The organism is Cupriavidus sp. 21MJTG02-4, assembly GCF_057798975.1.
The window spans coordinates 184,209-205,481 of the sequence record NZ_JBYOJP010000008.1; the positions used below are offsets into that span (position 1 = coordinate 184,209).

Sequence of the window (21,273 nt, forward strand, 5' to 3'; positions counted from 1 at the left end):
CGCTCGACGTAGCCACGTTTGCCGTTGCCGGAGATAACGATGGCCTCCCGAGTCTCTTAATGGTCCGGCGAGGCCGATGGCTCAGCAAATTGCTGGCCGCCCGCCACCGCGTCGGGCTTACACGCCCCCTCACCAGCGCCCTACTTATCTCGCCTCCCAGCCGCCGCCCCCGCCTGCCGCTCCTGCTCGCGCCGCTTCAACTCGGCCTCATAGCCGCTGGCCAGCGCACCGGCGCTCACGGCGCCCTTGCCTTCGCCGCGCCAGAAGCGCAGCCGGCGCAGCAGCTCGGCGTCGCTCAGTTCGCGCGGATCGGATTCGACTGGCTCTGTCATAGCGGCCTCTTCTGTGAGGGTGATGGGAAAACGTGCCAGCTTGGCATAGCGCGGACGCCCAGGTGTCGGCACTGCGGTGTGCAGACAGATCGTAGCCCGTCTGGAATCCGCAAGTGCTGCGGTTAATTCTGCGCAGTCGCTGCCGGGATTTCACGCAATAGACACGCGCGGTAAAGGCTCGGCCCTAATCTGGCGGGGCAGCTTTCTGCAATCCAAGCACGTTGCTCCTGGGTCAGGTTTTCCATGCTAGGAATACCAGCGTTTACAGCGTAAAGCGCGCGAGTAACGCAGCTCACGGTCAGGCTCGGGCCCAATCTTGACGGACATGAGCGCAGTATCCAAGCCTTCTCCTCGGGCTTCACCTTATTCAAGTCTGGTAAGGGGCTTCTTAGGGCTTCGCTTTCCCGCTGGATGCATGAATTCCATAGCGAGGGGCCAAGCCTCTTTGGGTGTCGCAATAAGTGACCTGTTCGCCGACACGCGTCCATGCGGAAATTAATCGGCCATCCGATAGAAAAAATTTGCAGCAGATCGGGCCACCCCCGGGGGGCGGCTTCGGCGTCGGGGTGGCGCGCCGCGCGGTCGGGCGCGCTCTCGCTGTAGCGCTACATGGGTGTGTGCAGCACACATGCAGGGGCGAAGCTGGGGCCTGTCGGCTGCAGGTGAGCTGGTCAGTATGCCGTGCCCTGCCCGCGTGCTCGCCATGGTCCGCACGCTGGGGCGCCGGCTTGAGATGAAGGAACCAAAAAGCCGCCGCAGAAAAGGAAAACGGCCCCCCTCGAGGGACCGTTTTTGTGGGAAATTCTGTAGGAATTTCCCGGGTACCGCCTGCAAACCCTTGCCGGGCTTGGATTGCTGGCGGAGACGGAGGGATTCGAACCCTCGATCCAGGTTTTGGCCCAGATGCTCCCTTAGCAGGGGAGTGCCTTCGACCTCTCGGCCACGTCTCCCAAACTTGCGTTGTCCGAGGGAGCCGAACAACGAAGCGCAAATTCTAGCGATGCCTTCGTGATTGGTCAACGAAAAATCGATAACTCAACACAAAAAATTTCGGTGTCGCCAGAAAAAACTAACGAACGGATCAGGCTTGTTCCAGTTCGAATGCCTTGTGCAGCGCGCGCACGGCGAGTTCCATGTACTTCTCGTCGATCAGCACCGAGATCTTGATTTCCGAGGTGGAGATCATCTGGATGTTGATGCCCTCTTCCGACAGCGTGCGGAACATCTTGCTGGCGACGCCGACGTGCGAGCGCATGCCCACGCCGACCACCGAGACCTTCGACACCTTGGGGTCGCCCGAAACGCTGGCCGCGCCAACGTGCGGCTTGACGCTGTCCGTCAGCAGCGTCAGCGTGCGCTGGTAATCGCCGCGCGGCACGGTGAAGGTGAAGTCGGTCTTGCCGTCCACCGACTGGTTCTGGATGATCATGTCGACGTCGATATTGGCGTCGGCGACCGGACCCAGGATCTGGTACGCGATGCCCGGCTTGTCCGGCACGCCCAGGACGGTGATCTTGGCTTCATCGCGGGCAAACGCGATGCCGGAGATGACTGCGGCTTCCATGTTGGAATCTTCCTCAAAAGTGATCAGCGTGCCCGAGTTGATTTCGTTCTCGAGCGGCATGAGCGGGTCGGTCAGCGACGACAGCACGCGGGTCTTCACGCGGTACTTGCCTGCGAACTCCACCGAGCGGATCTGCAGCACCTTGGAGCCCAGGCTGGCCATTTCCAGCATTTCCTCGAAGGTGATCTTGTCCAGGCGGCGGGCGTCTTCGACCACGCGCGGATCGGTCGTGTACACGCCATCCACGTCGGTGTAGATCAGGCATTCGTCAGCCTCGATGGCGGCAGCAATGGCCACGGCCGAGGTGTCCGAGCCGCCACGGCCCAGCGTCGTGATGTTGCCGTTGTCGTCGATCCCCTGGAAACCGGTGATCACCACCACGCGGCCGGCATCCAGGTCGCCGAGGATGCGCTCGTCGTCGATGGATTCGATGCGCGCCTTGGTGTGCGACGAATCGGTCTTCACCGGCACCTGCCAGCCCGTGTAACTGACCGCGTCGATGTTCTCGCCGTGCAGCGCAATGGCCAGCAGCGCGACGCTGGCCTGCTCGCCAGTCGAGGCGAGCATGTCCAGCTCACGCGGATTCGGCTCGACCGAAATCTCCTTGGCGAGTCCAAGCAGGCGATTGGTTTCGCCCGACATGGCCGAAGGCACCACGACTACGCGGTGACCGGCGCGGTGCCACTTGGCAACGCGCTTGGCGACATTCTTGATGCGTTCCGTGGAACCCATCGAAGTGCCGCCGTATTTGTGAACGATGAGAGCCATCTTCTTGTCGACGCCAGCGATTGTGCAAAGCTCTCGAAAATACACGAACCGAGCGCATCAGGCAAGGCGAAACGGCGCGGGCTCAGGAAGGAAAGTGATGTGTGCGGCCAGCTTCGGCCTGCTCTCTGCCTCCGCCGACGGCCGACTGCACCCACTCGACACGCCAGCGCGGCGCGTGCGGCGCTTCGCCCCAGCGGCGATGCATGCCAAGGCCCCCAGCCATGACCAGCACGTCGCCGGCCCACAGCAGCGGCAGCCAGCTCCGTCGCCAGCGTGGCACGCCAGCCTCCTGGTAGGCCTGCTTGAGCGCACGCGCGGGACCACCGGGTCGAAGCACAATGCGCTCGCCGCCATGGCGCGCGGCGAGCCGCAGGGGCTGCCTCAGCACGGCTTCGGGCACGCCGAAGGTATCGTCGCGCGTGAAATGCAGTTCGCCGCGCCAGGCCGGCACCACGATGCGCGCCTCGCCGCACCATGAGAACGCCTGCGGCTCGGGCGGCGTCTCGGGCTCGGGCCTGCAGGCCAGGACCCTGCCCTGGAACCTGCGCAGCACCAGGCCATCATGCGCAATGGCCGGCTCGCCGCCACCATGGTCGAGCAGCTGCCCGCGCATGGCGGCCAGCCTAGCGGTCGACGGCGCACGGGTGCCGAGATCGCGCAGCCAGAGACGCAGCACGACATCGGCATGGGAAGCGGGCAAGGCGCGCAGGCCTTGCAGGTCCAGCTCGGCCAGCGTGTCAACATCGCGCCCTGGCAACACCAGGCGCGCCAGCGCGGCGCCCGCCAGGTCTTCGAGCATGCTGGCAGCCTGTGCAAAATGGACCGCGGCCTGCGCGACGTTTGCGCACAGGCCGGGGAAGGCCTGCTCCAGCTGCGGCAATTGCGCGCGCAGCGCGTTGCGCGCATAGCGCGTGCTGTCGTTGGATGGATCGTCGATCCACGCCAGTTCGTGCGCGGCACAATAGCCGTCGATGTCGGCGCGCGGCGCGTCCAGCCATGGCCGCAGCAATACGATGTCAGCGTCTTCGTCCAGTCGCCGCATGGCGGGCATGCCGGCCATACCCGCCACCCCCGCACCGCGAAACAGCCGGAGTAGTACGGTCTCGGCCTGGTCGTCAAGATGGTGGGCAAACAGCAGCCGCCCCGCACCGCTGGCGCGGCACATCTCGCCGAGCGCCTGGTAGCGCGCGCGGCGCGCGGCGGCCTCGATGCCCTCGCCCGTGCCGGCCTGTACCGAGACACGCCGAACGAAATAACCCAGTTGCCAGTTCGCGCACAGCTGCGCGCAGAAGTTATCCCAGTCGTCCGCCTGCGACTGCAGGCCGTGATGCACGTGCAAGGCCACCACACGGGCCGGGAGGCTCCATTCGGACACCGCGGCCTGCGTGGCATGGAGCAGCGCCACCGAATCGCGGCCGCCCGACAACGCCACGGCCACCACCATTTCGGCAGGACCGGACGCCGCGCCACCAGAAACAACAAAGGCCGCACTGGCCTGGAGGGCCTGTGCGACCTTGTCGGTCAGGCGGTCGGACAGGTCAGTCCTGGACGCCGGTTTCCTTGAACTTGCCATAGGCGAGCAGGCGTTCGTAGCGACGCGCTTGCAGCTCCTTTACGCTCACGCCCTGGAACTGGCGCAGCGATTCGGCCAGCGAACGCTTGAGCATGGCAGCCATGCCCTTGACATCGCGGTGCGCGCCGCCCAGCGGCTCGCTGACGATCTTGTCGATCAGGCCCAGCGCCTTCAGGCGGTGGGCGGTCAGGCCCAGGGCTTCCGCGGCTTCCGGCGCCTTCTCTGCCGTCTTCCACAGGATCGAGGCGCAGCCTTCCGGCGAGATCACCGCGTAGGTCGCGAACTGCAGCATCTGCACGACATCGCCGACGGCAATGGCCAGCGCACCGCCCGAACCGCCTTCGCCGATGATCGTGGCGATCAGGGGCACCTTCAGGCCCGCCATGACGTAGAGATTATGGCCGATCGCTTCGGACTGGCCGCGCTCTTCCGCGTCAATGCCCGGGAACGCGCCCGGCGTGTCCACGAACGTGAAAATCGGCAGGCCGAACTTGTCGGCCAGTTCCATCAGGCGCTTGGCCTTGCGATAACCCTCAGGCTTGGGCATGCCGAAATTGCGCAGCGCGCGCTCTTTCGTGTCACGGCCCTTCTGGTGGCCGATGACCATGCACGCCTGGCCATTGAAGCGGGCCAGGCCACCGACGATGGAAAGATCGTCGGCAAAGGTGCGGTCGCCATGCAGCTCGTGGAAGTCGGTGAAGATCTCACGCACGTAGTCGAGCGTGTACGGGCGCTGCGGATGGCGGGCGATCTGCGCAACCTGCCATGGAGTCAGGTTGGCGTAGATGTCCTTGGTGAGCTGCTGGCTCTTGCCGGCCAGCCGCGAAATCTCTTCGGAAATATCGACAGCCGAATCGTCCTGCACAAAGCGCAGTTCTTCGATCTTTGCCTCGAGTTCGGCAATGGGCTGCTCAAAATCCAGGAAGGTGGTTTTCATAAAATCACACGTACCTGTCTGTGAAGGGGCGCATTCTACCGGAATTTGGTCGCTATCTTTGCACCGGGCAGATAGCCTTTACTGCACCTGCAGCTACTTTTTCTTACAGCTATGCCTAATACGTCACCGGCAACGGGTCGAGACTACGCCACATGTACCAGGTCGCCACCGTCCGCCAGGGTTCCCAGTTTGCCGCGACTTCACGCGCCTCGCTACGGGTCACGGGCTCGCCGCTGAAGTAATTGGCCGAGATGGCGTTGATCAGGCCAACGTCATCGAGGGGCAGCACGTTGGGCCGCATCAGATTGAACATCAGGAACATCTCGGACGTCCAGCGGCCGATGCCGCGAATCTGCGTCAACTCTGCAATGACGGCTTCGTCGTCCATCACCGCCCATTCACTCACGTGGACGCGGCCAGCCTTGAAGTGGTCCGCCAGGTCGGTAATGTATTCGGCCTTGCGACGCGACAGCCCGCATGCGGCCAGCTTTTCCGGCCCGGCGCGCAGGAACTGCGCCGGCGTCAGCTTCGGACAGGCGGCGACCAGCCGCTCCCAGACCGATTGCGCCGCCTTGACGGAGATCTGCTGACCTACCACCGAGCGCGCCAGCGTGATGAACGGATCGCCGCGCGACACCAGGTGTGCCGGGCCGTACGTCGGGATCATCTTGCGCAGGATGCGGTCGCGTTTCATCAGGTCGGCACAGGCCTCATCCCAGTACGCCGGGCGCACGGCATCGACGACGGTCTCGACCGGCAACGGCAACGCCTCCGCCTCCGGCAGCACGACCTTGCCATCCTTCGTGCTGCCTTTGGCGGCACGCGAAGTGGCGGTCCTGGCCGGCGTGGCGGGCTTGCGCGCGGCAGCGTTCAAGCACGCCTCCATTCGGTCGCACCGCCCGGCTTGTCTTCCAGCACGATACCCCCGGCGAGCAGTTCCGCGCGGATGCGGTCGGCTTCGGCGAAGTCGCGTCCGGCCTTGGCGGCCTTGCGCGCAGCGATCAGTGCGTCGATTTCGTCGGGCGCGGGGCCGTCGGCCTGATTGCCGCGCTGCAGGAAGGTGTGCGGGTCGCGCTCGAGCAGACCAAGCGTGCCGGCCAGCCCCTTGAGCTGGCGGGCCGCCACGGAAGAGCCGGTCCGGTTGATCTCGCTGGCCAGGTCGAACAGCACCGACACGGCGATCGGCGTGTTGAAGTCGTCGCCCATGGCTTCGGCAAAGCGCTTCGCGTGCGGCTCGTCCCAGTCCACGGCATAGCCGCCGGGCTGGGTGTCCTTGAGCGCCGTGTAAAGGCGGGTCAGCGCGTGGCGGGCGTCGTCCAGATGGGCATCGCTGTAGTTCAGCGGGCTGCGGTAGTGGGCACGCAGGATGAAGAAACGCACGACTTCCGGGTCGTACTCTTTCAGCACCTCGCGGATGGTGAAGAAGTTGCCGAGCGATTTCGACATCTTCTCGTCATTCACGCGCACGAAGCCGTTGTGCATCCACACGTTGACGAATGGCTTGCCGCTCGCGCCTTCGGACTGGGCGATCTCGTTCTCGTGGTGCGGGAACTGCAGGTCGGCGCCGCCGCCGTGGATATCGAAATGCTCGCCCAGCAGCGTGCAGGCCATGGCCGAGCATTCGATATGCCAGCCCGGGCGGCCCATGCCCCACCGCGAGTCCCACTTGCTCTCGGGCGGCTCAGTGGCCTTGGCCGATTTCCACAGCACGAAGTCGAGCGGATCCTGCTTGGCATCGTTGGCCGTCACGCGCTCGCCGGCGCGCAGGTCTTCCAGCGACTTGCCGGACAGCTTGCCGTAGCCATCGAACTTGCGCACCGAATAGTTCACGTCGCCATCGGCCGCCTGATAGGCAAGGCCTTTCGCTTCGAGCTTGCCGATCAGGTCGAGCATCTGCGGCACGTAGTCGGTCGCGCGCGGCTCATGGTCCGGGCGGACAATGCCCAGTGCGTCGGCATCCTCGTGCATGTACTGGATAAAACGCGTCGTCAGCTGGCCGATCGTCTCGCCATTCTCGGCCGCGCGACGGATGATCTTGTCGTCGATATCCGTGATGTTCTGGACGAAAGTCACCTCGTAGCCCGCGGTGCGCAGCCAGCGGTGCACCATGTCGAACACCACCATCACGCGCGCGTGGCCGACGTGACAGTAGTCGTACACGGTCATGCCGCAGACATACATGCGGACCTTGCCGGGTTCGATGGGCACGAATGGCTGTTTCTCACGCGCGAGCGTGTTGTAGATGTTCAGAAGCTGCATGAAGCAATGAGTGTGATGTGAGGTGCCTGCCGGCACGCTGTCGTCCGGCCCCTGGACTGCGTAATCGGGGCCGGCGCGATGGTGCACGCGCAGACACCGGAGCCCCGTATCTTACCGGAAGCGTCATGCCGCCACGCACTGCGAGCCGAGCCGCCGGCGCCGCCCCGGTGCGCCCCCATGCACGTGCTTCGTGCGAGCGGTGCCGCTTTGCTAGAATGCCGCGGAGTATAACGGACCCTCCTTCAATGAGCCTGACCCTGCCCACCGAGCGCCTCGCCCCAGCGCGCCGCGCCATGACCGCACTGGCTGTCCTTGCCGCGCTGGCAGGGAACGCCAATGCGCAGAACGGCCCGCTGTCGCTGGCCGCCCCTACCGCGCCGCCATCGGGCCCGCGCTCGGCCGATCCGGGCATGGACAAGGCCGAACGCGCCGCCGCCAGCAAGCGCTACGACGAAGCCATTTCCGGCTACGACCGCGTGCTGGCCGCCAACCCGCGCAATGCGCAGGCCCGGTTCGAGCGTGCCTGGGCCATGGCGCAGTCCGGCCGCGAGGACGAGGCGATCCAGGCCTTCGCCGAAATGGCGCAGGACTTCCCCGAACTGCCCGAGCCGCACAACAACCTGGCGCTGCTCTATGCGAAGCGCGGCGACCTGAAGCGCGCGGAAGCGGAGTTGCTGCTCGCCACCGAAGTCAAACCGGCTTTTGCGATCGGCTATACCAACCTGGGCGACGTCTACCGCCGCCTGGCCGAACAGGCCTATGCCGAGGCCCTGCGCCGCAACCCCGGCGACACGCGCGCCGGCACGGCGCTGCGTCAGTTGCGGCCGGCCGGAAATGCGACAAGCCCGGCGTCCCCGGCCGTGATCCACGCGCCCGCGAGCGCTCCGGCCGCTCGCTGATACCGCCACCGTCCACTTTCTGTTCCGTCGCCGGGACGCCAACGCCCGGCGCAATTCTCAAGACTACCGGAGCCGCCGTCATGATCCGTTCCCGCCGCATCCTCCTGGCCGGCCTGAGCGCCGCCGCACTGGCCCTGTCCGCCCTGCCGTCGATGGCGCAGCAGGGGCAGAAGGCCGAACGTGTGCAGTTCGTCACCAGCCAGGGCAAGTTCACCGTCGAGGTCTATCCCGACGCGGCGCCCAAGACCGTCGCCAACTTCATGGAATACGTGAAGAGCGGCTTCTACACCGGCACCATCTTCCACCGCGTGATCAACGGTTTCATGGTGCAGGGCGGCGGCTTTGACCGCGAAATGAAGCAGAAGCCCACGCGCGCGCCGATCCCGCTGGAAGCCCAGAACGGGCTGAAGAACAAGGCCGGCACGGTGGCCATGGCACGCACCGGCGACCCGAACTCGGCCACGGCCCAGTTCTTCGTCAATGTGGTGGATAATCCGAATCTCGACTACCCGCAGCCGGACGGCAACGGCTACGCAGTATTCGGCAAGGTGGTGGACGGCATGGATACGATCGAGAAGATCAAGAACGCGCCGACCACGGCCTACGGCCCCATGCGCAATGTGCCGGCCACGCCCATCGTGATCGAATCGGCCAGCGTCATCCAATAAACACTACCGTACAGAGGAAAGCCCATGTCCAAGGTCCAGCTTCACACCAACCAGGGTGTCATCACTATCGAACTCGACGCCGAGAAGGCTCCGAAGTCGGTCGAGAACTTCCTGTCGTATGTCCGCAAGGGCCACTATGACAACACCGTCTTCCACCGCGTGATCAAGAACTTCATGATCCAGGGCGGCGGCTTCGAACCCGGCATGAAGCAAAAGGGCACCGACGCGCCGATCGAGAACGAAGCCGGCAACGGCCTGAAGAACGACAAGTACACCGTGGCCATGGCACGCACCAATGCGCCCCACTCCGCCACCGCCCAGTTCTTCATCAACGTGGTCGACAACGACTTCCTGAACTTCAGCTCGCCGACGCCGCAGGGCTTCGGCTATGCCGTGTTCGGCAAGGTCGTTGACGGCACCGACGTGGTCGAGCAGATCAAGGGCGTGCGCACCGGCAGCTCGGGCTTCCACCAGGACGTGCCGCTGGAAGACGTCGTGATCGAAAAGGCCGTGATCGTCGAGTAAGCACGCGCACCATGCCTCACGATTGCGGCTTCATGCAACCTCTCCTGCCGGCAACCCACCCCTTCAGGCCGCACGCATGACCGCAATCCCCACCACGCCGGTGGCCGGTCCCCTCGAGGTACAGGCACCGGCGTGGTTCATTTCCGACCTGCACCTGACGCCGGGCATGCCCCGCACGCTGGCCGCGTTCGAGCGCGTGCTGGAGCGGGCCGCCCGGGAGGCTCGCACCCTGTTTATCCTGGGCGACTTCTTCGAGTTCTGGGTCGGTGACGAAGAGACCAGCACGCCGTTTGCCACACACGTGGCGATGGCGCTGCGCACGCTGGCCGGGCGCGGCGTGCCGGTCTACCTGATGCACGGCAACCGCGACTTCCTGCTGGGCAAGCGCTTTGCCGACGCCGCGGGCGTCACCTTGCTGCCCGACCCGTCCGTCATTCTCTGCGCCGGCCAGCGCGTCGTGCTGAGCCACGGCGACATGCTGTGCACCGATGACGAGCGCTACAACCGCTTTCGACGCTGGACCCGCAAGCCCTGGGTGCAGCGCCTGTTCCTGGCCCTGCCGCAGTCGGCACGGCTGGCCGTGGCGCGGCGCCTGCGCGCCGACAGCGAGGCCGGACGCCTGCGCCAGCTCCAGCAGGGCCTGCCGACCCAGGTCGTGTACGGCGATGCGACGCCGGCCGCGGTCACGGCACTGCTGGAAGCCTGCAACGCACGGCTGCTCGTGCATGGCCACACGCACCGCCCCGCGCGGCACCAGGACGTCTCGGGCGTGCGCTGGGTGCTGACCGACTGGGATCTCGATGGCAGCCACCCGCGCGCCGCGGTGCTGCAACTGGACGACGGCGGCTTTCATCTGCTGCCGCAGACGGCATAAGGGGCAGCCCAGGCTGCCCCTCTTTGTTTTCCCGATTCCTCGCTTACTTCATCAGCCTGCGCAGTTCGCTCGCGTCGAAGCGGTCGTTCGGCGTGTTCTCGAGATGCTCGCCGAGGCGATCCAGCGCGGCCAGCACGGCCTCGATGCGATCGTTCTGTTTGGCCGCATTGTCGATCAGCCCCTTGAGCGCGAGCGAGACCGGATCATCCGCATTGGGCGTGATGCCATACGCGGAGAACTCCTGCTTCGCGCCTTGCTGCGACGACGGCGCATCGGCCAGGATGATGCGGGCCGGCACACCCACGGCAGTCGCGCCGGGCGGCACGGGCTTGAGCACGACAGCATTGGAACCGACGCGCGCGCCATCGCCAACCTCGAAGCCGCCGAGCACCTTGGCACCGGCGCTCACCACGACATTGGCGCCCAGCGTCGGATGGCGCTTCTGTCCCTTGTACAACGACGTGCCACCCAGGGTCACGCCCTGGTAGATCGTGCAGTCGTCGCCGATCTCCGCGGTTTCGCCGATCACCACGCCCATGCCGTGGTCGATGAAGACGCGCCGGCCGAGCTTCACTGCGGGGTGAATCTCGATGCCGGTGAGAAAGCGCGACCAGTGCGAAATCCAGCGTCCCAGCCAATGGAACCCGGCATGCCAGCAGGCGTGGGCGAAGCGGTGGAACACCACGGCGTGCAAGCCGGGATAGCAAGTCAGGACTTCCAGGCGGCTGCGCGCGGCGGGATCGCGCAGCATGATGGTGTCGATATCTTCCTTCAGGCGAGAGAACATCTTGGTCGTGTCGTGTTGCCGCGCCGTGCGCCAGCCACAACGGCATCTGCCGCGGGCTCGGTCGCCGGCATGGTCATTGGCCGGTGAAAACGGGATCAGGGAGTGTAAGAGATTTACTGCCCCGATGCCGTCAGGGTCATTGGCTTCGACGCGTGTTCAACATCGCCCGGACAGGTGTGCGCGGCCGGCCCCCAGACAGCGCGCGCCATGGCGCATCACTGCGGGGAAATGCGGGACTTTGGCCGGGTTGTGCGCCACTGTTCAGTGTTCCTCTTGGCGGGTCGGTGCTGCCGGCCCGGGTTGTTCTGGCTTGCTGATACCGTTACCACTTCGCACCGCCACCAGCATGTGCTTGGCGATGCCGCGCACGATATTCACTTCCTCGCGCTCCAGCCCCGCACGGGCCAGCAGACGACGCAGGCGCGACATCAGCTTGCGCGGATTGCCGGGATCGAGGAAGCCGATCGCTTCCAGCCCCTGCTGCAGGTGTCCGAACATCGATTCGACCTGCTCCGCCGTGGCGGGCTCACCAGCATAGCCGATATTGCCACTGTCGTCCGGCGCGCCCGGTGCGCGATCCAGCAACGCCAGGCGCATCTCGTATGCGACCAGCTGCACGGCCTGGGCCAGGTTAAGCGAGGTATAGGCCGGATTGGCCGGGATATGCGTCACCGCCGCGCAGCGCTCGACGACTTCATTGGGCAGGCCATAGCGCTCGTTGCCGAAAACGAACGCGATCTCGTCTTCGGCACGCATCGACAGTGCGGCGGCGCCGCGCGCAGCGGCATCACGGGGCAGCACGCGCGGCGGGCCGAACTCGCGCTGTCGCGCGGTCATGGCCACGGTCTGCGTGGCACCGGCCAGTGCGGCCTCGATGCTGTCGACGATCACCGCGCCGGCCAGCACGTCATCGGCGCCGCTGGCCATGGCCACCGCGTCGGGATGTTCGCGCACGGCCGGCTCGCGTGGTGAAACCAGCACCAGGTTGCCAAAGCCCATGGTCTTGATGGCGCGCGCCACCGAGCCCACATTGCCCGGGTGGCTGGTCTCCACCAGTACAAAGCGCACGCGGGCGAACATGGCGTCCGCGGTCGTGCTCGGTGCGGCCGTTCCGACGGCCTGGCTCGTCTCGTTTGCCGGGTTCATATACAATTCAGCTTCTTCTTCGGCGCGGCGCCGATATTTTGCTTGCTCGCGAGACGCTTGCAGCACATATGGCGACGCCCCACGTTCTTCTACAATTCGTTGTGTTGTCAGCTGCCGGGCTCGGCGCGCGTATTCGTTCGCGCTGCCGCGGGTTCCGGTCGGCCTGGAGAGATTCATGCATCCGATGCTCAATATCGCCATCAAGGCGGCCCGCAAGGCGGGTTCCATCATCAACCGCGCGTCGATCGACGTCGATCTGGTGCGCGTCTCGCGCAAGCAACACAACGATTTCGTGACCGAGGTCGACAAGGCTGCCGAAGCGGCCATCATCGAGATCATCCGCACGGCCTACCCCGAACACGCCATTCTAGCGGAAGAGTCCGGGCAGTCCTGGGCCGAGGGCGAAGACAACCACGAGTACACCTGGGTCATCGATCCGCTCGACGGCACCACCAACTTCATCCATGGTTTCCCGCAGTACGCGGTGTCGATTGCCCAGCTGCATCGCGGCGTACCGTCGCAGGCGGTGGTCTATGACCCGACCCGCGACGAGCTGTTCACAGCCTCCAAGGGCGCCGGTGCATTCCTGAATAACCGCCGCATCCGCGTGACGCGCCGCGACAAGCTGGCCGACTGCCTGATCGGCACCGGCTTCCCGTTCCGCGACATGGAAGGCGTGGAACAATACCTGGAAATCTTCTCGCTGATGACGCGCAGCTGTGCCGGCTTGCGCCGCCCGGGTGCCGCCGCGCTGGACCTGGCCTACGTGGCCTGCGGCCGCCTGGATGGCTTCTTCGAAAGCGGCCTGAAGCCGTGGGACATGGCCGCCGGCATGCTGCTGATCTCGGAATCGGGCGGCCTGGTCGGCAACTATGCCGGCGAAGCGCGCCAGATGGAACAAGGCGAAGTGCTGGCCGGCAACCCGAAGGCGTTTGCCCAGATGGTCCGCCTGCTGTCCCCATACTCGCTGGACAACGCCAAGCCCGCGACGATCTGACCCTTTTCGTTTGCGCGACAGACGCCCGCCAACCCCGGCGGGCGTTCTTGTTTTTGGGCCCTGCCGGCGACGTCAGGGCCACGATGATCCAGATCAAGACCACCGCACCGGGGCTTACTCAGAATAGGTGATTCGATGCACCTGTTTGAGGAGGCCCCATATGTTTCCCGAGTATCGCGACCAGATTTCCTTTCTGAAGACGCAGGACGCCCATTTCGCACGGCTGTTCAACCTGCACAATCAGCTGGACCACGAAATCAGCAACATGGAAGCCGGCATCGTGCGCGGCACGCCGCTGGAGATCGAACGCCTCAAGAAGGAAAAACTCCAGCTCAAGGACCAGCTCTACGCCATCCTGCGCAAGGCGCAAGCCTGACATGGCAGCCCCCCTCCACGACGACGCCTCGCCCGGCACGGTTCGCGCCGCTGCTCGCGGCGACGTGCTGCCCACCAATACTGCCCGCTCGGCCGAACGCAATGAAGTGAACGATGCTGTCGACGCGGCCGTCCAGCTCGCGGCCAGCACCCTGCAGGACGTCATGACCCGGCAGGACAACGACGGCGTGCTCGACGCCATCCGCACGCTGATGGATGGCCTGTCGCCGGACGAGGCCGGACAGTTGCGCAGCCTGATCCTCGAAGGCGACCCGGGCGCCTGGCAAGCCGGCAGGAAGCGGCACCCCGACGAAGAACTGTCGGCCGGCTGGCGCGAAGGCGCCTATCCATACCAGAACCTGATGTCGCGCCGCAATTACGAGAAGCAGAAGTACCGCCTGCAGGTGGAACTTCTGAAGCTGCAGGCCTGGGTGCGCGAGACTGGCCAGCGCGTGGTGATCGTATTCGAAGGCCGCGACGCGGCCGGCAAGGGCGGCACCATCAAACGCTTCATGGAACACATGAATCCGCGCGGCGCGCGCGTGGTGGCGCTCGAGAAGCCCACCGAGTCGGAGCTCGGCCAGTGGTACTTCCAGCGCTATGTGCAGCACCTGCCCTCGGCCGGCGAAATCGTGCTGTTCGACCGCTCCTGGTACAACCGCGCCGGCGTCGAGCATGTGATGGGCTTCTGCACGCCGCAGCAGTACCAGGACTTCCTGCAGCAGGCGCCCGAATTCGAGCGCCACCTGGTCCGCAGCGGCATCCACCTGTTCAAGTTCTGGTTCTCCGTCAGCCGGCAAGAGCAGCGGCGACGCTTCAAGGAGCGCGAAATCCATCCGCTCAAGCAATGGAAGCTCAGCCCGGTCGACATCGCTTCGCTCGACAAGTGGGAAGCCTACACCCGCGCCAAGGAAGCGATGTTCGCCCACACGGACACGGCCGACGCACCGTGGACCGTGATCCGTTCCGATTGCAAGAAGCGCGCGCGGCTGAACGCGTTGCGATTCATCCTGTCGCGCTTTCCCTATGCCAACCGCGACACCACCGCGATCGGACAGGCCGACCCGCTGATCGTCGGACGCGCGATCGCAAACTGATCTCCATCCCTCTCACTCTTCCGTCATAAAAAAGGCAATCCATGTTCAAGCACGTTCTGCTCCCGGTTGATGGCTCTGATCTGTCGCACAAGGCCGTTTCCGCCGCCATCGAGTTCGCACGCGCGACCGGCGCCCGGCTGACGCCCTATATGTGCGTGGAAGAATATCCCTACGTCCTGTCGACCGATTCCAGCCACGAAAAGCGGGACGTATTCAAGCAACGCGTGGAAGCGGCTGCCAGGCAGGAACTGTCGCGCATCGAGGCCGCGGCAGCACTGGCCGGCGTGCCGTGCACCGGCCACGTCTCCACGGCGGCCGCACCGTTCCGCGGGATCATCAACAGTGCGGAGGATCTCGGCTGCGACGTCATCTTCATGGCCTCGCATGGACGCAGCGGCATTGCCGGCCTGCTGCTCGGCAGCGAGACACAGAAGGTACTGACGCACAGTGCGGTCCCCGTGCTGGTGTTCCGCTGATACGGTCGCGGCGCCCTTGACGGCACCGGCTTCCATGGCCGCGCCCGGCATAGCGGTTGCCATGCCGGGCCTCACCGCGATTTCCCGACCTCGCCCCATGCGGCCACAAGCCCGCCTGCGGTAAACTCCCTGCTTTGGCCGCCCGAACGCAATTCGGGCCGCATCCGCACGCCGCGGAACCCCATGCCGACGAAGAGACGGCAACGACCCGCAACGCCGTAGGCCAGGCGTTGCCCGCGTTGCCCCGCGGCCATGCCAGACAAGGGAATGCAGGAGAAAATCGAATTGAATCAGGAAGTTGCAAAACCCCTTGCGGAGAAGCACACCCCCATGATGCAACAATATTTACGCATCAAGGCGGACCATCCGGATACCCTCCTCTTCTACCGGATGGGCGATTTTTATGAGCTGTTCCACGACGACGCCGAAAAGGCCGCGCGACTGCTCGACATCACGCTGACCGCGCGAGGCAGTTCCAACGGGGTGCCGATCCGCATGGCCGGTATTCCGTTCCACTCGGCGGACCAGTACCTCGCCAAGCTGGTCAAGCTCGGCGAATCCGTGGCCATCTGCGAGCAGATCGGCGATCCGGCCACGAGCAAGGGGCCGGTGGAGCGCAAGGTGGTGCGCATCGTCACGCCCGGCACGCTGACCGATGCCGCGCTGCTGCCGGACAAGATCGATACCTTCCTGATGGCCGTGCACCAGCAGACCACGCGGCGCGGCGTCAGCAAGACGGGCCTGGCCTGGCTCAACCTGGCGAGCGGCGAATTGCGGCTGATGGAATGCGAGGTGGCACAGCTGGCGCGCGAACTCGAACGCATCCGCCCCGCCGAACTGCTCTATGCGGACGGTATCGAACTGCCGGTCGTTGCGTGCGCACGCACGCGCCTGCCGGAGTGGCACTTCGACCAGGATGCCGCCACGCGCCGCCTGCTGGAGCAGCTTGGCGTGGCCAGCCTGGAACCGTTCGGCTGCGCCGGCCTTGGCGCCGCGATCGGCGCGGCAGGCGCGCTTTTGAACTATGCGGCCACCACCCAAGGCCAGTCGCTGCGCCATGTCCGCGAAATCAAGGTCGAGCGCGAATCGGAGTTCGTCGGACTGGACTCCGCCACGCGCCGCAACCTGGAGTTGACCGAGACCCTGCGCGGCGGTGAATCGCCCACGCTGTTCTCGCTGCTCGACACCTGCGCCACCACCATGGGCAGCCGCGCCCTGCGCCATTGGCTGCATCATCCGCTGCGCGACCCTGCACTGCCGCGCGCGCGCCAGCAGGCCATCGGCGGGCTGATCGACCACGGTATCGAGGACCTGCGCAGCGGACTGCGCAAGCTGGCCGACGTGGAGCGCATCACTTCGCGCCTGGCGCTGCTGAACGCGCGCCCGCGCGACCTGTCGTCGCTGCGCGATACGCTGCGCGCGCTGCCCCACGTGAGTGCCTGCCTCCCCGTCGAGCCCGACAGCTCGCTGCTGTCGCTGACGCTGGCCGAACTTGGCGTGCCCCAGGCCTGCCTGGACCTGCTCGTCGCCGCTGTCACAGAGGAGCCTGCCACGGTCATCCGCGACGGCGGCGTGATCGCGCGCGGCTACGACGCCGAACTGGACGAGTTGCGCGATATCTCGGAAAACTGCGGCCAGTTCCTGGTGGACCTGGAAGCGCGCGAACGTACGCGCACGGGCATCGCCAACCTGCGCGTGGAATACAACCGCGTGCACGGCTTCTACATCGAAGTCACCAACGGCCAGGCCGACAAGGTGCCGGACGACTACCGCCGCCGGCAGACGCTGAAGAATGCCGAGCGCTACATCACGCCCGAACTGAAAGCCTTCGAGGACAAGGCGCTATCGGCCCAGGACCGTGCGCTGGCACGCGAAAAACTGCTCTATGACCGCCTGCTCCAGGCGCTGCTGCCGCATATCGGCGAACTGCAGCGCGTGGCCGGCGCGCTGGCGCGCCTTGACGTGCTCGCGGCGCTGGCCGAGCGCGCCCAGACGCTGGACTGGTCCTGCCCAGAGCGGGTTGCCGAGAACGTGATCGACATCGTGCAAGGCCGCCACCCGGTGGTGGAAAGCCAGCTTGCCGCGGAATCAGTACCCTTTATCGCCAACGACTGCCAGCTCAACGAGGCGCGCAAGCTCCTGCTGATCACCGGTCCGAACATGGGCGGCAAGTCGACCTTCATGCGCCAGACCGCGCTGATCGTACTGCTCGCCTGCGTGGGTGCCTACGTGCCGGCGCGGCGTGCCGTGATCGGCCCCGTGGACCGGATCTTCACGCGGATCGGCGCGGCGGACGACCTGGCCGGCGGACGCTCCACGTTCATGGTCGAAATGACCGAGGCGGCGGGCATCCTGCACCACGCCACGCCTGCCAGCCTGGTGCTGATGGACGAGATCGGCCGCGGCACCTCGACCTTCGACGGACTCGCGCTGGCATGGGCCATCGCCCGCCACCTGCTGTCGCACAACCGCAGCCACACGCTGTTTGCCACCCACTATTTCGAGCTCACGCAGCTGCCGCAGGAATTTCCGCAGGCGGCCAACGTGCATCTCTCGGCCGTGGAACATGGCGACGGCATCGTCTTCCTGCATGCGGTGCAAGACGGCCCGGCCAGCCAGAGCTACGGCCTGCAGGTCGCTCAACTCGCCGGCGTGCCCCAGCCCGTGATCCGCGCGGCGCGCAAGCACCTGGCATGGCTCGAGCAGCAATCTGCCGAGGCTACGCCCACGCCGCAACTGGACCTGTTTGCGCCGCCGCCGACCCCGGATCTCGACGATGAGGACGACTACGCCGAGGCTGCAAGCGCAGTGCGCGCTGGCACGCTGGCACCGGAGCACGCCGCCGTGCTGGACGCCCTCGCAGACCTCGATCCGGACAGCCTAACGCCACGGGCTGCCCTGGACGCGCTCTACCGGCTCAAGCTGCTGGCGGACGAGGCTGTCGACGCCGCATGAACGCTTCGGGCAGCCGGCCTCGCGGCCGGCCTTTCGTGCTTGCCGCCCTGCTGCCTTTGCTGGCGGCGATGTCGGTGTCCGCCGCGCAACCGGCGCGCCGCGCGGCCAGGCCCGCGCCCCCGCCCGCAACCATCCGCATCGCATTGCTGTCGGACCTGCCGCAATGGCCGGCCGCCGAAGAGCGCGTCACCGCCCTGCTCGACCTGCTGGCCGAGCGCAAGCTCGACCTGGTGGTCCACGCGGGCGGCATCAAGGGCGACACGGAGTCTTGCGGCGATTCGGTGCTGCAGGCCAGGCAACACCTGCTCGACCAGTCGCCGCTGCCGCTGGTGTATGTACCGGGCGAAACCGACTGGGCGGAATGCCACCAGCCGGTCAATGGCAACTTCGATGCCGTGGAACGGCTCAACCGCCTGCGCGAACTGTTCTTCCCGGAAGATGCCACGCTCGGCAAGCATCCACGCGCCGTGGTGCGGCAGTCGGACCAGGCAATGTTCCGCAGTTTCCGCGAGAACGCGCGGCTCAGCATCGACAACGTCCTGCTGGTTGCGTTGAACCTTCCCGGCGACAACAACCACTATCGCAGCGAAGGCGGGCGCAACGGCGAATTCGAGGACCGGCGCGAAGCCAACCACCAGTGGCTCGCACGCGCGTTCTCGCTCGCACAGCAGCGCGGCATGGCCGGCATCGTCATCATCGCGCATGCCGATCCGCAGTTCGGCAACGGCTGGGAAAAGCGCGGCAAGCCGACGCTGCTGGACGGCTTCATGCGCCGCCGCCCGCGCGACGGCTACCTGGAGTTCAAGCGGCAATTGCGCGAACTCGCCGCGCGCTATCGCGGACCGGTCCTGCTCGTCCATGCCGGCAGCAATGGCTTCCACATCGACAAGCCGCTGCGCGACGCGGCAGGCAAGCCAATACCGAACTTCACGCGTGTCGCATTGCCGCCTGGCTCGGCGGCACAATGGACCGAACTGATCGTGACGCCCCAGGCATCGTCGCCATTCACCGTGGTGCTGAAGGACGGCGTCAGCAACTAGTGGTAGCCGCTGAAACGCAAAAGAGCCGGAATATCCGGCTCTTTTACTGAGATCAGGACGGCGAAGCGTCAGTGCAGCGTGTGCGGCGTATCGTCGTCATCTTCGTCGACCACCTCGACACCCGAGGCGCCGTGCGCGTGACCGTGTTCGACTTCCTCGGCCGTGGCTTCGCGCACTTCCGACACCTTCAGCCAGAAACGCAGCGCCATGCCGGCCAGCGGATGGTTGCCGTCGAGCACCACCTTGTCTTCGGCCACGTCGGTCACGGTGTAGATGACCGAGTCTTCTTCATCGCCATCTTCGGGCATGCCTTCGAACTGCATGCCGACTTCGAGCGGCTCGGGGAAACGGTCGCGCGGCTCGACCTTGACGAGGTCGGCGTCATAGTCGCCGAACGCGTCTTCGGGTTCCAGCTGCAACTGGGTTTCGAAGCCACTGTCGTGGCCGTCGAGTGCTTCCTCGATCTTGGGGAACGTGCCATCATAGCCGCCGTGCAAATAGACCATGGCCTCATCCGATTCCTCGATCAGATTGCCTTGCGCATCCGACAGCTTGTACATCACGGACACCACCGTGTTCTTAGCGATTTTCAATTCTTGACTCCATGAACGATTCCGCATTATACGCGCACGCCCTGCCACCTGGCCCCGTCGATCCAGATGCACCGCTCGGCCTTCTCGGTGGCATGACGCCCGCTGCATTCATGCGTGATATCTGGCAACGCAAACCGCTTCTGATTCGACAGGCGTTCCCTGGAATCGTGCCGCCTGTGTCGCGCGAAGCGCTTTTGTCACTGGCCGACCGGACCGAAGTCGAATCGCGCCTGGTGACGCACTTTCGCAACAGATGGAAGCTCGAACAAGGCCCTTTTGCCGCCGAAAACCTGCCGTCCCTCAAGGCGAAACAGTGGACCCTGCTGGTGCAGGGTGTCAACCTCCACGACACGGCCGCGGCGGACTTGATGGGCCAGTTCCGCTTCGTGCCGGATGCCCGGCTGGACGACCTGATGATCAGCTACGCCACCGACGGCGGCGGCGTGGGCCCCCACTTTGACTCCTACGACGTGTTCCTCTTGCAGGTTTCGGGCCGGCGCCGCTGGCGCATCTCGTCGCAGACCAAGCTTGACCTGCTGCCGAACCTGCCGCTGAAAATCCTGGCCGACTTCAGCGCCGAAGAGGAATGGGTGCTGGAACCTGGCGACATGCTGTACCTGCCACCACAGTACGCCCACGATGGCATTGCCGAGGGCGAATGCATGACCTGCTCGATCGGCTTCCGCGCCCCCGCCTATCGCGAACTCGCAGGGCATTTCCTGGCGTGGCTTTCCGAAACGGTGGAAGACAACGAAGACCTGGGCGGCCGCTATGCGGACGCCGGCGAACGCGCGGCAAAGCATCCCGCCCAATTGCCCGCAGGCATGGCAAAGGCTGTCGCGCAGCGTCTGAAGGCCCTGCAATGGAACAGCGCGATGGTGTCGGAATTCATCGGCACCTACCTGTCCGAACCCAAGCCGACGGTCGAGTTCGCGGAAGTGCCCGATATCCCGATGCGCCAGTACGCGAAACTCGCGCGCACGCACGGGGTCGTGTTGGCCCCTGGCTCGATTGCGCTCTATGACGGTACGCACTTCTTCCTGAACGGCGAAGCTTATGAGCCTCCGCCCGATCTGACACGTTGGTTGCACAAGTTGGCCGATTATCGGCAACTCACCGCTGCGGAAATCAAGGCATGCGCAGAACTGCCGGACCTGCTCGACACGTTCCATCATTGGACGCTGGAGGGCTGGTTGCAGTTGTCACCGGCCGCACTGTAATAATGCGTAACATTGCAATTCCGTAAATTTCGACGCTACACAAGCCGGGAAAACGCGGATATAATCGTCGGCTGGCTAGTACTGTGTACCACTGCATTTGTCGGCACCGGGAGAGCCTCTATTTTGCAGTTCAAGAGCGATAATTACCGGTAATTATTCATCGCCTGTTTTTTTGGTTATTACAAGTT

The 21,273-nt window shown here is 65.2% G+C and carries 20 protein-coding genes and 1 tRNA gene; 11 read left to right on the forward strand and 10 right to left on the reverse strand.

Features of this window, described 5'->3' with window-relative positions:
- Nucleotides 1–140: 140 nt before the first annotated feature.
- The 7 genes from AC3FKH_RS17930 to cysS form a co-directional block, all read right to left on the reverse strand.
- Complete coding sequence (locus AC3FKH_RS17930; protein WP_488677195.1) at nucleotides 141–332, reverse strand: hypothetical protein; 192 nt, start codon at nucleotides 330–332, stop codon at nucleotides 141–143.
- A gap of 856 nt (nucleotides 333–1,188) precedes the next feature.
- A tRNA-Ser gene (locus AC3FKH_RS17935) sits at nucleotides 1,189–1,282 on the reverse strand.
- Nucleotides 1,283–1,413: 131 nt separating this feature from the next.
- On the reverse strand, nucleotides 1,414–2,664 hold the full coding sequence (locus AC3FKH_RS17940) for an aspartate kinase (RefSeq protein ID WP_488677196.1): 1,251 nt from the start codon (nucleotides 2,662–2,664) through the stop codon (nucleotides 1,414–1,416).
- Nucleotides 2,665–2,746: 82 nt separating this feature from the next.
- Nucleotides 2,747–4,237, reverse strand: coding sequence for a tRNA lysidine(34) synthetase TilS (tilS, locus tag AC3FKH_RS17945; RefSeq protein WP_488677197.1), 1,491 nt, complete (start codon nucleotides 4,235–4,237; stop codon nucleotides 2,747–2,749).
- Complete coding sequence (locus tag AC3FKH_RS17950; protein ID WP_483711069.1) at nucleotides 4,203–5,174, reverse strand: acetyl-CoA carboxylase carboxyltransferase subunit alpha; 972 nt, start codon at nucleotides 5,172–5,174, stop codon at nucleotides 4,203–4,205. Before AC3FKH_RS17950 ends, tilS begins: the two co-directional genes overlap by 35 nt.
- A 115-nt stretch (nucleotides 5,175–5,289) precedes the next feature.
- Entirely contained in the window at nucleotides 5,290–6,048 is a 759-nt protein-coding gene (locus AC3FKH_RS17955) for a DNA-3-methyladenine glycosylase family protein (protein WP_488677198.1), read from the reverse strand.
- Entirely contained in the window at nucleotides 6,045–7,433 is a 1,389-nt protein-coding gene (cysS, locus tag AC3FKH_RS17960) for a cysteine--tRNA ligase (RefSeq protein WP_488677199.1), read from the reverse strand. The genes AC3FKH_RS17955 and cysS overlap by 4 nt, the downstream gene beginning before the upstream one ends.
- Before the next feature lie 245 nt (nucleotides 7,434–7,678).
- On the opposite strand from cysS, the gene AC3FKH_RS17965 reads away from it, so the two are divergent.
- The 4 genes from AC3FKH_RS17965 to AC3FKH_RS17980 all read left to right on the forward strand — a co-directional run bounded on the left by AC3FKH_RS17965 (nucleotide 7,679) and on the right by AC3FKH_RS17980 (nucleotide 10,399).
- Nucleotides 7,679–8,332 carry a tetratricopeptide repeat protein gene (locus tag AC3FKH_RS17965; RefSeq protein ID WP_488677200.1) on the forward strand — a complete coding sequence of 218 codons (654 nt, stop codon included), beginning with the start codon at nucleotides 7,679–7,681 and terminating at the stop codon, nucleotides 8,330–8,332.
- A gap of 80 nt (nucleotides 8,333–8,412) precedes the next feature.
- The gene (locus tag AC3FKH_RS17970; RefSeq protein ID WP_488677201.1) at nucleotides 8,413–9,000 is read left to right on the forward strand and encodes a peptidylprolyl isomerase; all 588 of its coding nucleotides are present in this window, start codon (nucleotides 8,413–8,415) and stop codon (nucleotides 8,998–9,000) included.
- Nucleotides 9,001–9,024: 24 nt separating this feature from the next.
- Nucleotides 9,025–9,525 carry a peptidylprolyl isomerase gene (locus AC3FKH_RS17975; RefSeq protein ID WP_488677202.1) on the forward strand — a complete coding sequence of 167 codons (501 nt, stop codon included), beginning with the start codon at nucleotides 9,025–9,027 and terminating at the stop codon, nucleotides 9,523–9,525.
- A gap of 76 nt (nucleotides 9,526–9,601) precedes the next feature.
- Nucleotides 9,602–10,399 carry a UDP-2,3-diacylglucosamine diphosphatase gene (locus tag AC3FKH_RS17980; protein ID WP_488677203.1) on the forward strand — a complete coding sequence of 266 codons (798 nt, stop codon included), beginning with the start codon at nucleotides 9,602–9,604 and terminating at the stop codon, nucleotides 10,397–10,399.
- Between the two features lie 43 nt (nucleotides 10,400–10,442).
- Here AC3FKH_RS17980 and cysE read toward each other — a convergent pair whose 3' ends face one another.
- Both cysE and AC3FKH_RS17990 read right to left on the reverse strand, forming a co-directional pair.
- A complete protein-coding gene (cysE, locus tag AC3FKH_RS17985; RefSeq protein ID WP_483711062.1) occupies nucleotides 10,443–11,186 on the reverse strand; it encodes a serine O-acetyltransferase in 744 nt (247 codons plus the stop codon).
- 261 nt (nucleotides 11,187–11,447) lie between these two features.
- Nucleotides 11,448–12,332 (reverse strand): RNA methyltransferase, encoded by an 885-nt coding sequence (locus AC3FKH_RS17990; RefSeq protein WP_488677204.1) that lies wholly within the window; start codon nucleotides 12,330–12,332, stop codon nucleotides 11,448–11,450.
- A gap of 175 nt (nucleotides 12,333–12,507) precedes the next feature.
- Here AC3FKH_RS17990 and AC3FKH_RS17995 point away from each other — a divergent pair, with 175 nt between their 5' ends.
- The 6 genes from AC3FKH_RS17995 to AC3FKH_RS18020 all read left to right on the forward strand — a co-directional run bounded on the left by AC3FKH_RS17995 (nucleotide 12,508) and on the right by AC3FKH_RS18020 (nucleotide 19,272).
- Nucleotides 12,508–13,329, forward strand: coding sequence for an inositol monophosphatase family protein (locus tag AC3FKH_RS17995; protein WP_483731817.1), 822 nt, complete (start codon nucleotides 12,508–12,510; stop codon nucleotides 13,327–13,329).
- Between the two features lie 160 nt (nucleotides 13,330–13,489).
- Complete coding sequence (locus tag AC3FKH_RS18000; protein WP_488677205.1) at nucleotides 13,490–13,705, forward strand: HP1242/YdcH family protein; 216 nt, start codon at nucleotides 13,490–13,492, stop codon at nucleotides 13,703–13,705.
- A gap of 1 nt (nucleotide 13,706) precedes the next feature.
- Complete coding sequence (gene ppk2, locus AC3FKH_RS18005) at nucleotides 13,707–14,801, forward strand: polyphosphate kinase 2 (RefSeq protein WP_488677206.1); 1,095 nt, start codon at nucleotides 13,707–13,709, stop codon at nucleotides 14,799–14,801.
- Nucleotides 14,802–14,842: 41 nt separating this feature from the next.
- Nucleotides 14,843–15,277: a universal stress protein gene (locus AC3FKH_RS18010; RefSeq protein ID WP_483711057.1), complete on the forward strand. Its 435-nt coding sequence runs from the start codon at nucleotides 14,843–14,845 to the stop codon at nucleotides 15,275–15,277.
- A gap of 330 nt (nucleotides 15,278–15,607) precedes the next feature.
- On the forward strand, nucleotides 15,608–18,232 hold the full coding sequence (gene mutS, locus AC3FKH_RS18015; protein ID WP_488677207.1) for a DNA mismatch repair protein MutS: 2,625 nt from the start codon (nucleotides 15,608–15,610) through the stop codon (nucleotides 18,230–18,232).
- Nucleotides 18,229–19,272 carry a hypothetical protein gene (locus tag AC3FKH_RS18020; protein WP_488677208.1) on the forward strand — a complete coding sequence of 348 codons (1,044 nt, stop codon included), beginning with the start codon at nucleotides 18,229–18,231 and terminating at the stop codon, nucleotides 19,270–19,272. The genes mutS and AC3FKH_RS18020 overlap by 4 nt, the downstream gene beginning before the upstream one ends.
- A gap of 68 nt (nucleotides 19,273–19,340) precedes the next feature.
- On the opposite strand, the gene AC3FKH_RS18025 is transcribed toward AC3FKH_RS18020, so the two are convergent.
- Complete coding sequence (locus AC3FKH_RS18025; protein WP_483711054.1) at nucleotides 19,341–19,865, reverse strand: FKBP-type peptidyl-prolyl cis-trans isomerase; 525 nt, start codon at nucleotides 19,863–19,865, stop codon at nucleotides 19,341–19,343.
- 11 nt (nucleotides 19,866–19,876) lie between these two features.
- Here AC3FKH_RS18025 and AC3FKH_RS18030 point away from each other — a divergent pair, with 11 nt between their 5' ends.
- The gene (locus AC3FKH_RS18030; protein ID WP_488677209.1) at nucleotides 19,877–21,085 is read left to right on the forward strand and encodes a JmjC domain-containing protein; all 1,209 of its coding nucleotides are present in this window, start codon (nucleotides 19,877–19,879) and stop codon (nucleotides 21,083–21,085) included.
- Nucleotides 21,086–21,273: the final 188 nt, after the last annotated feature.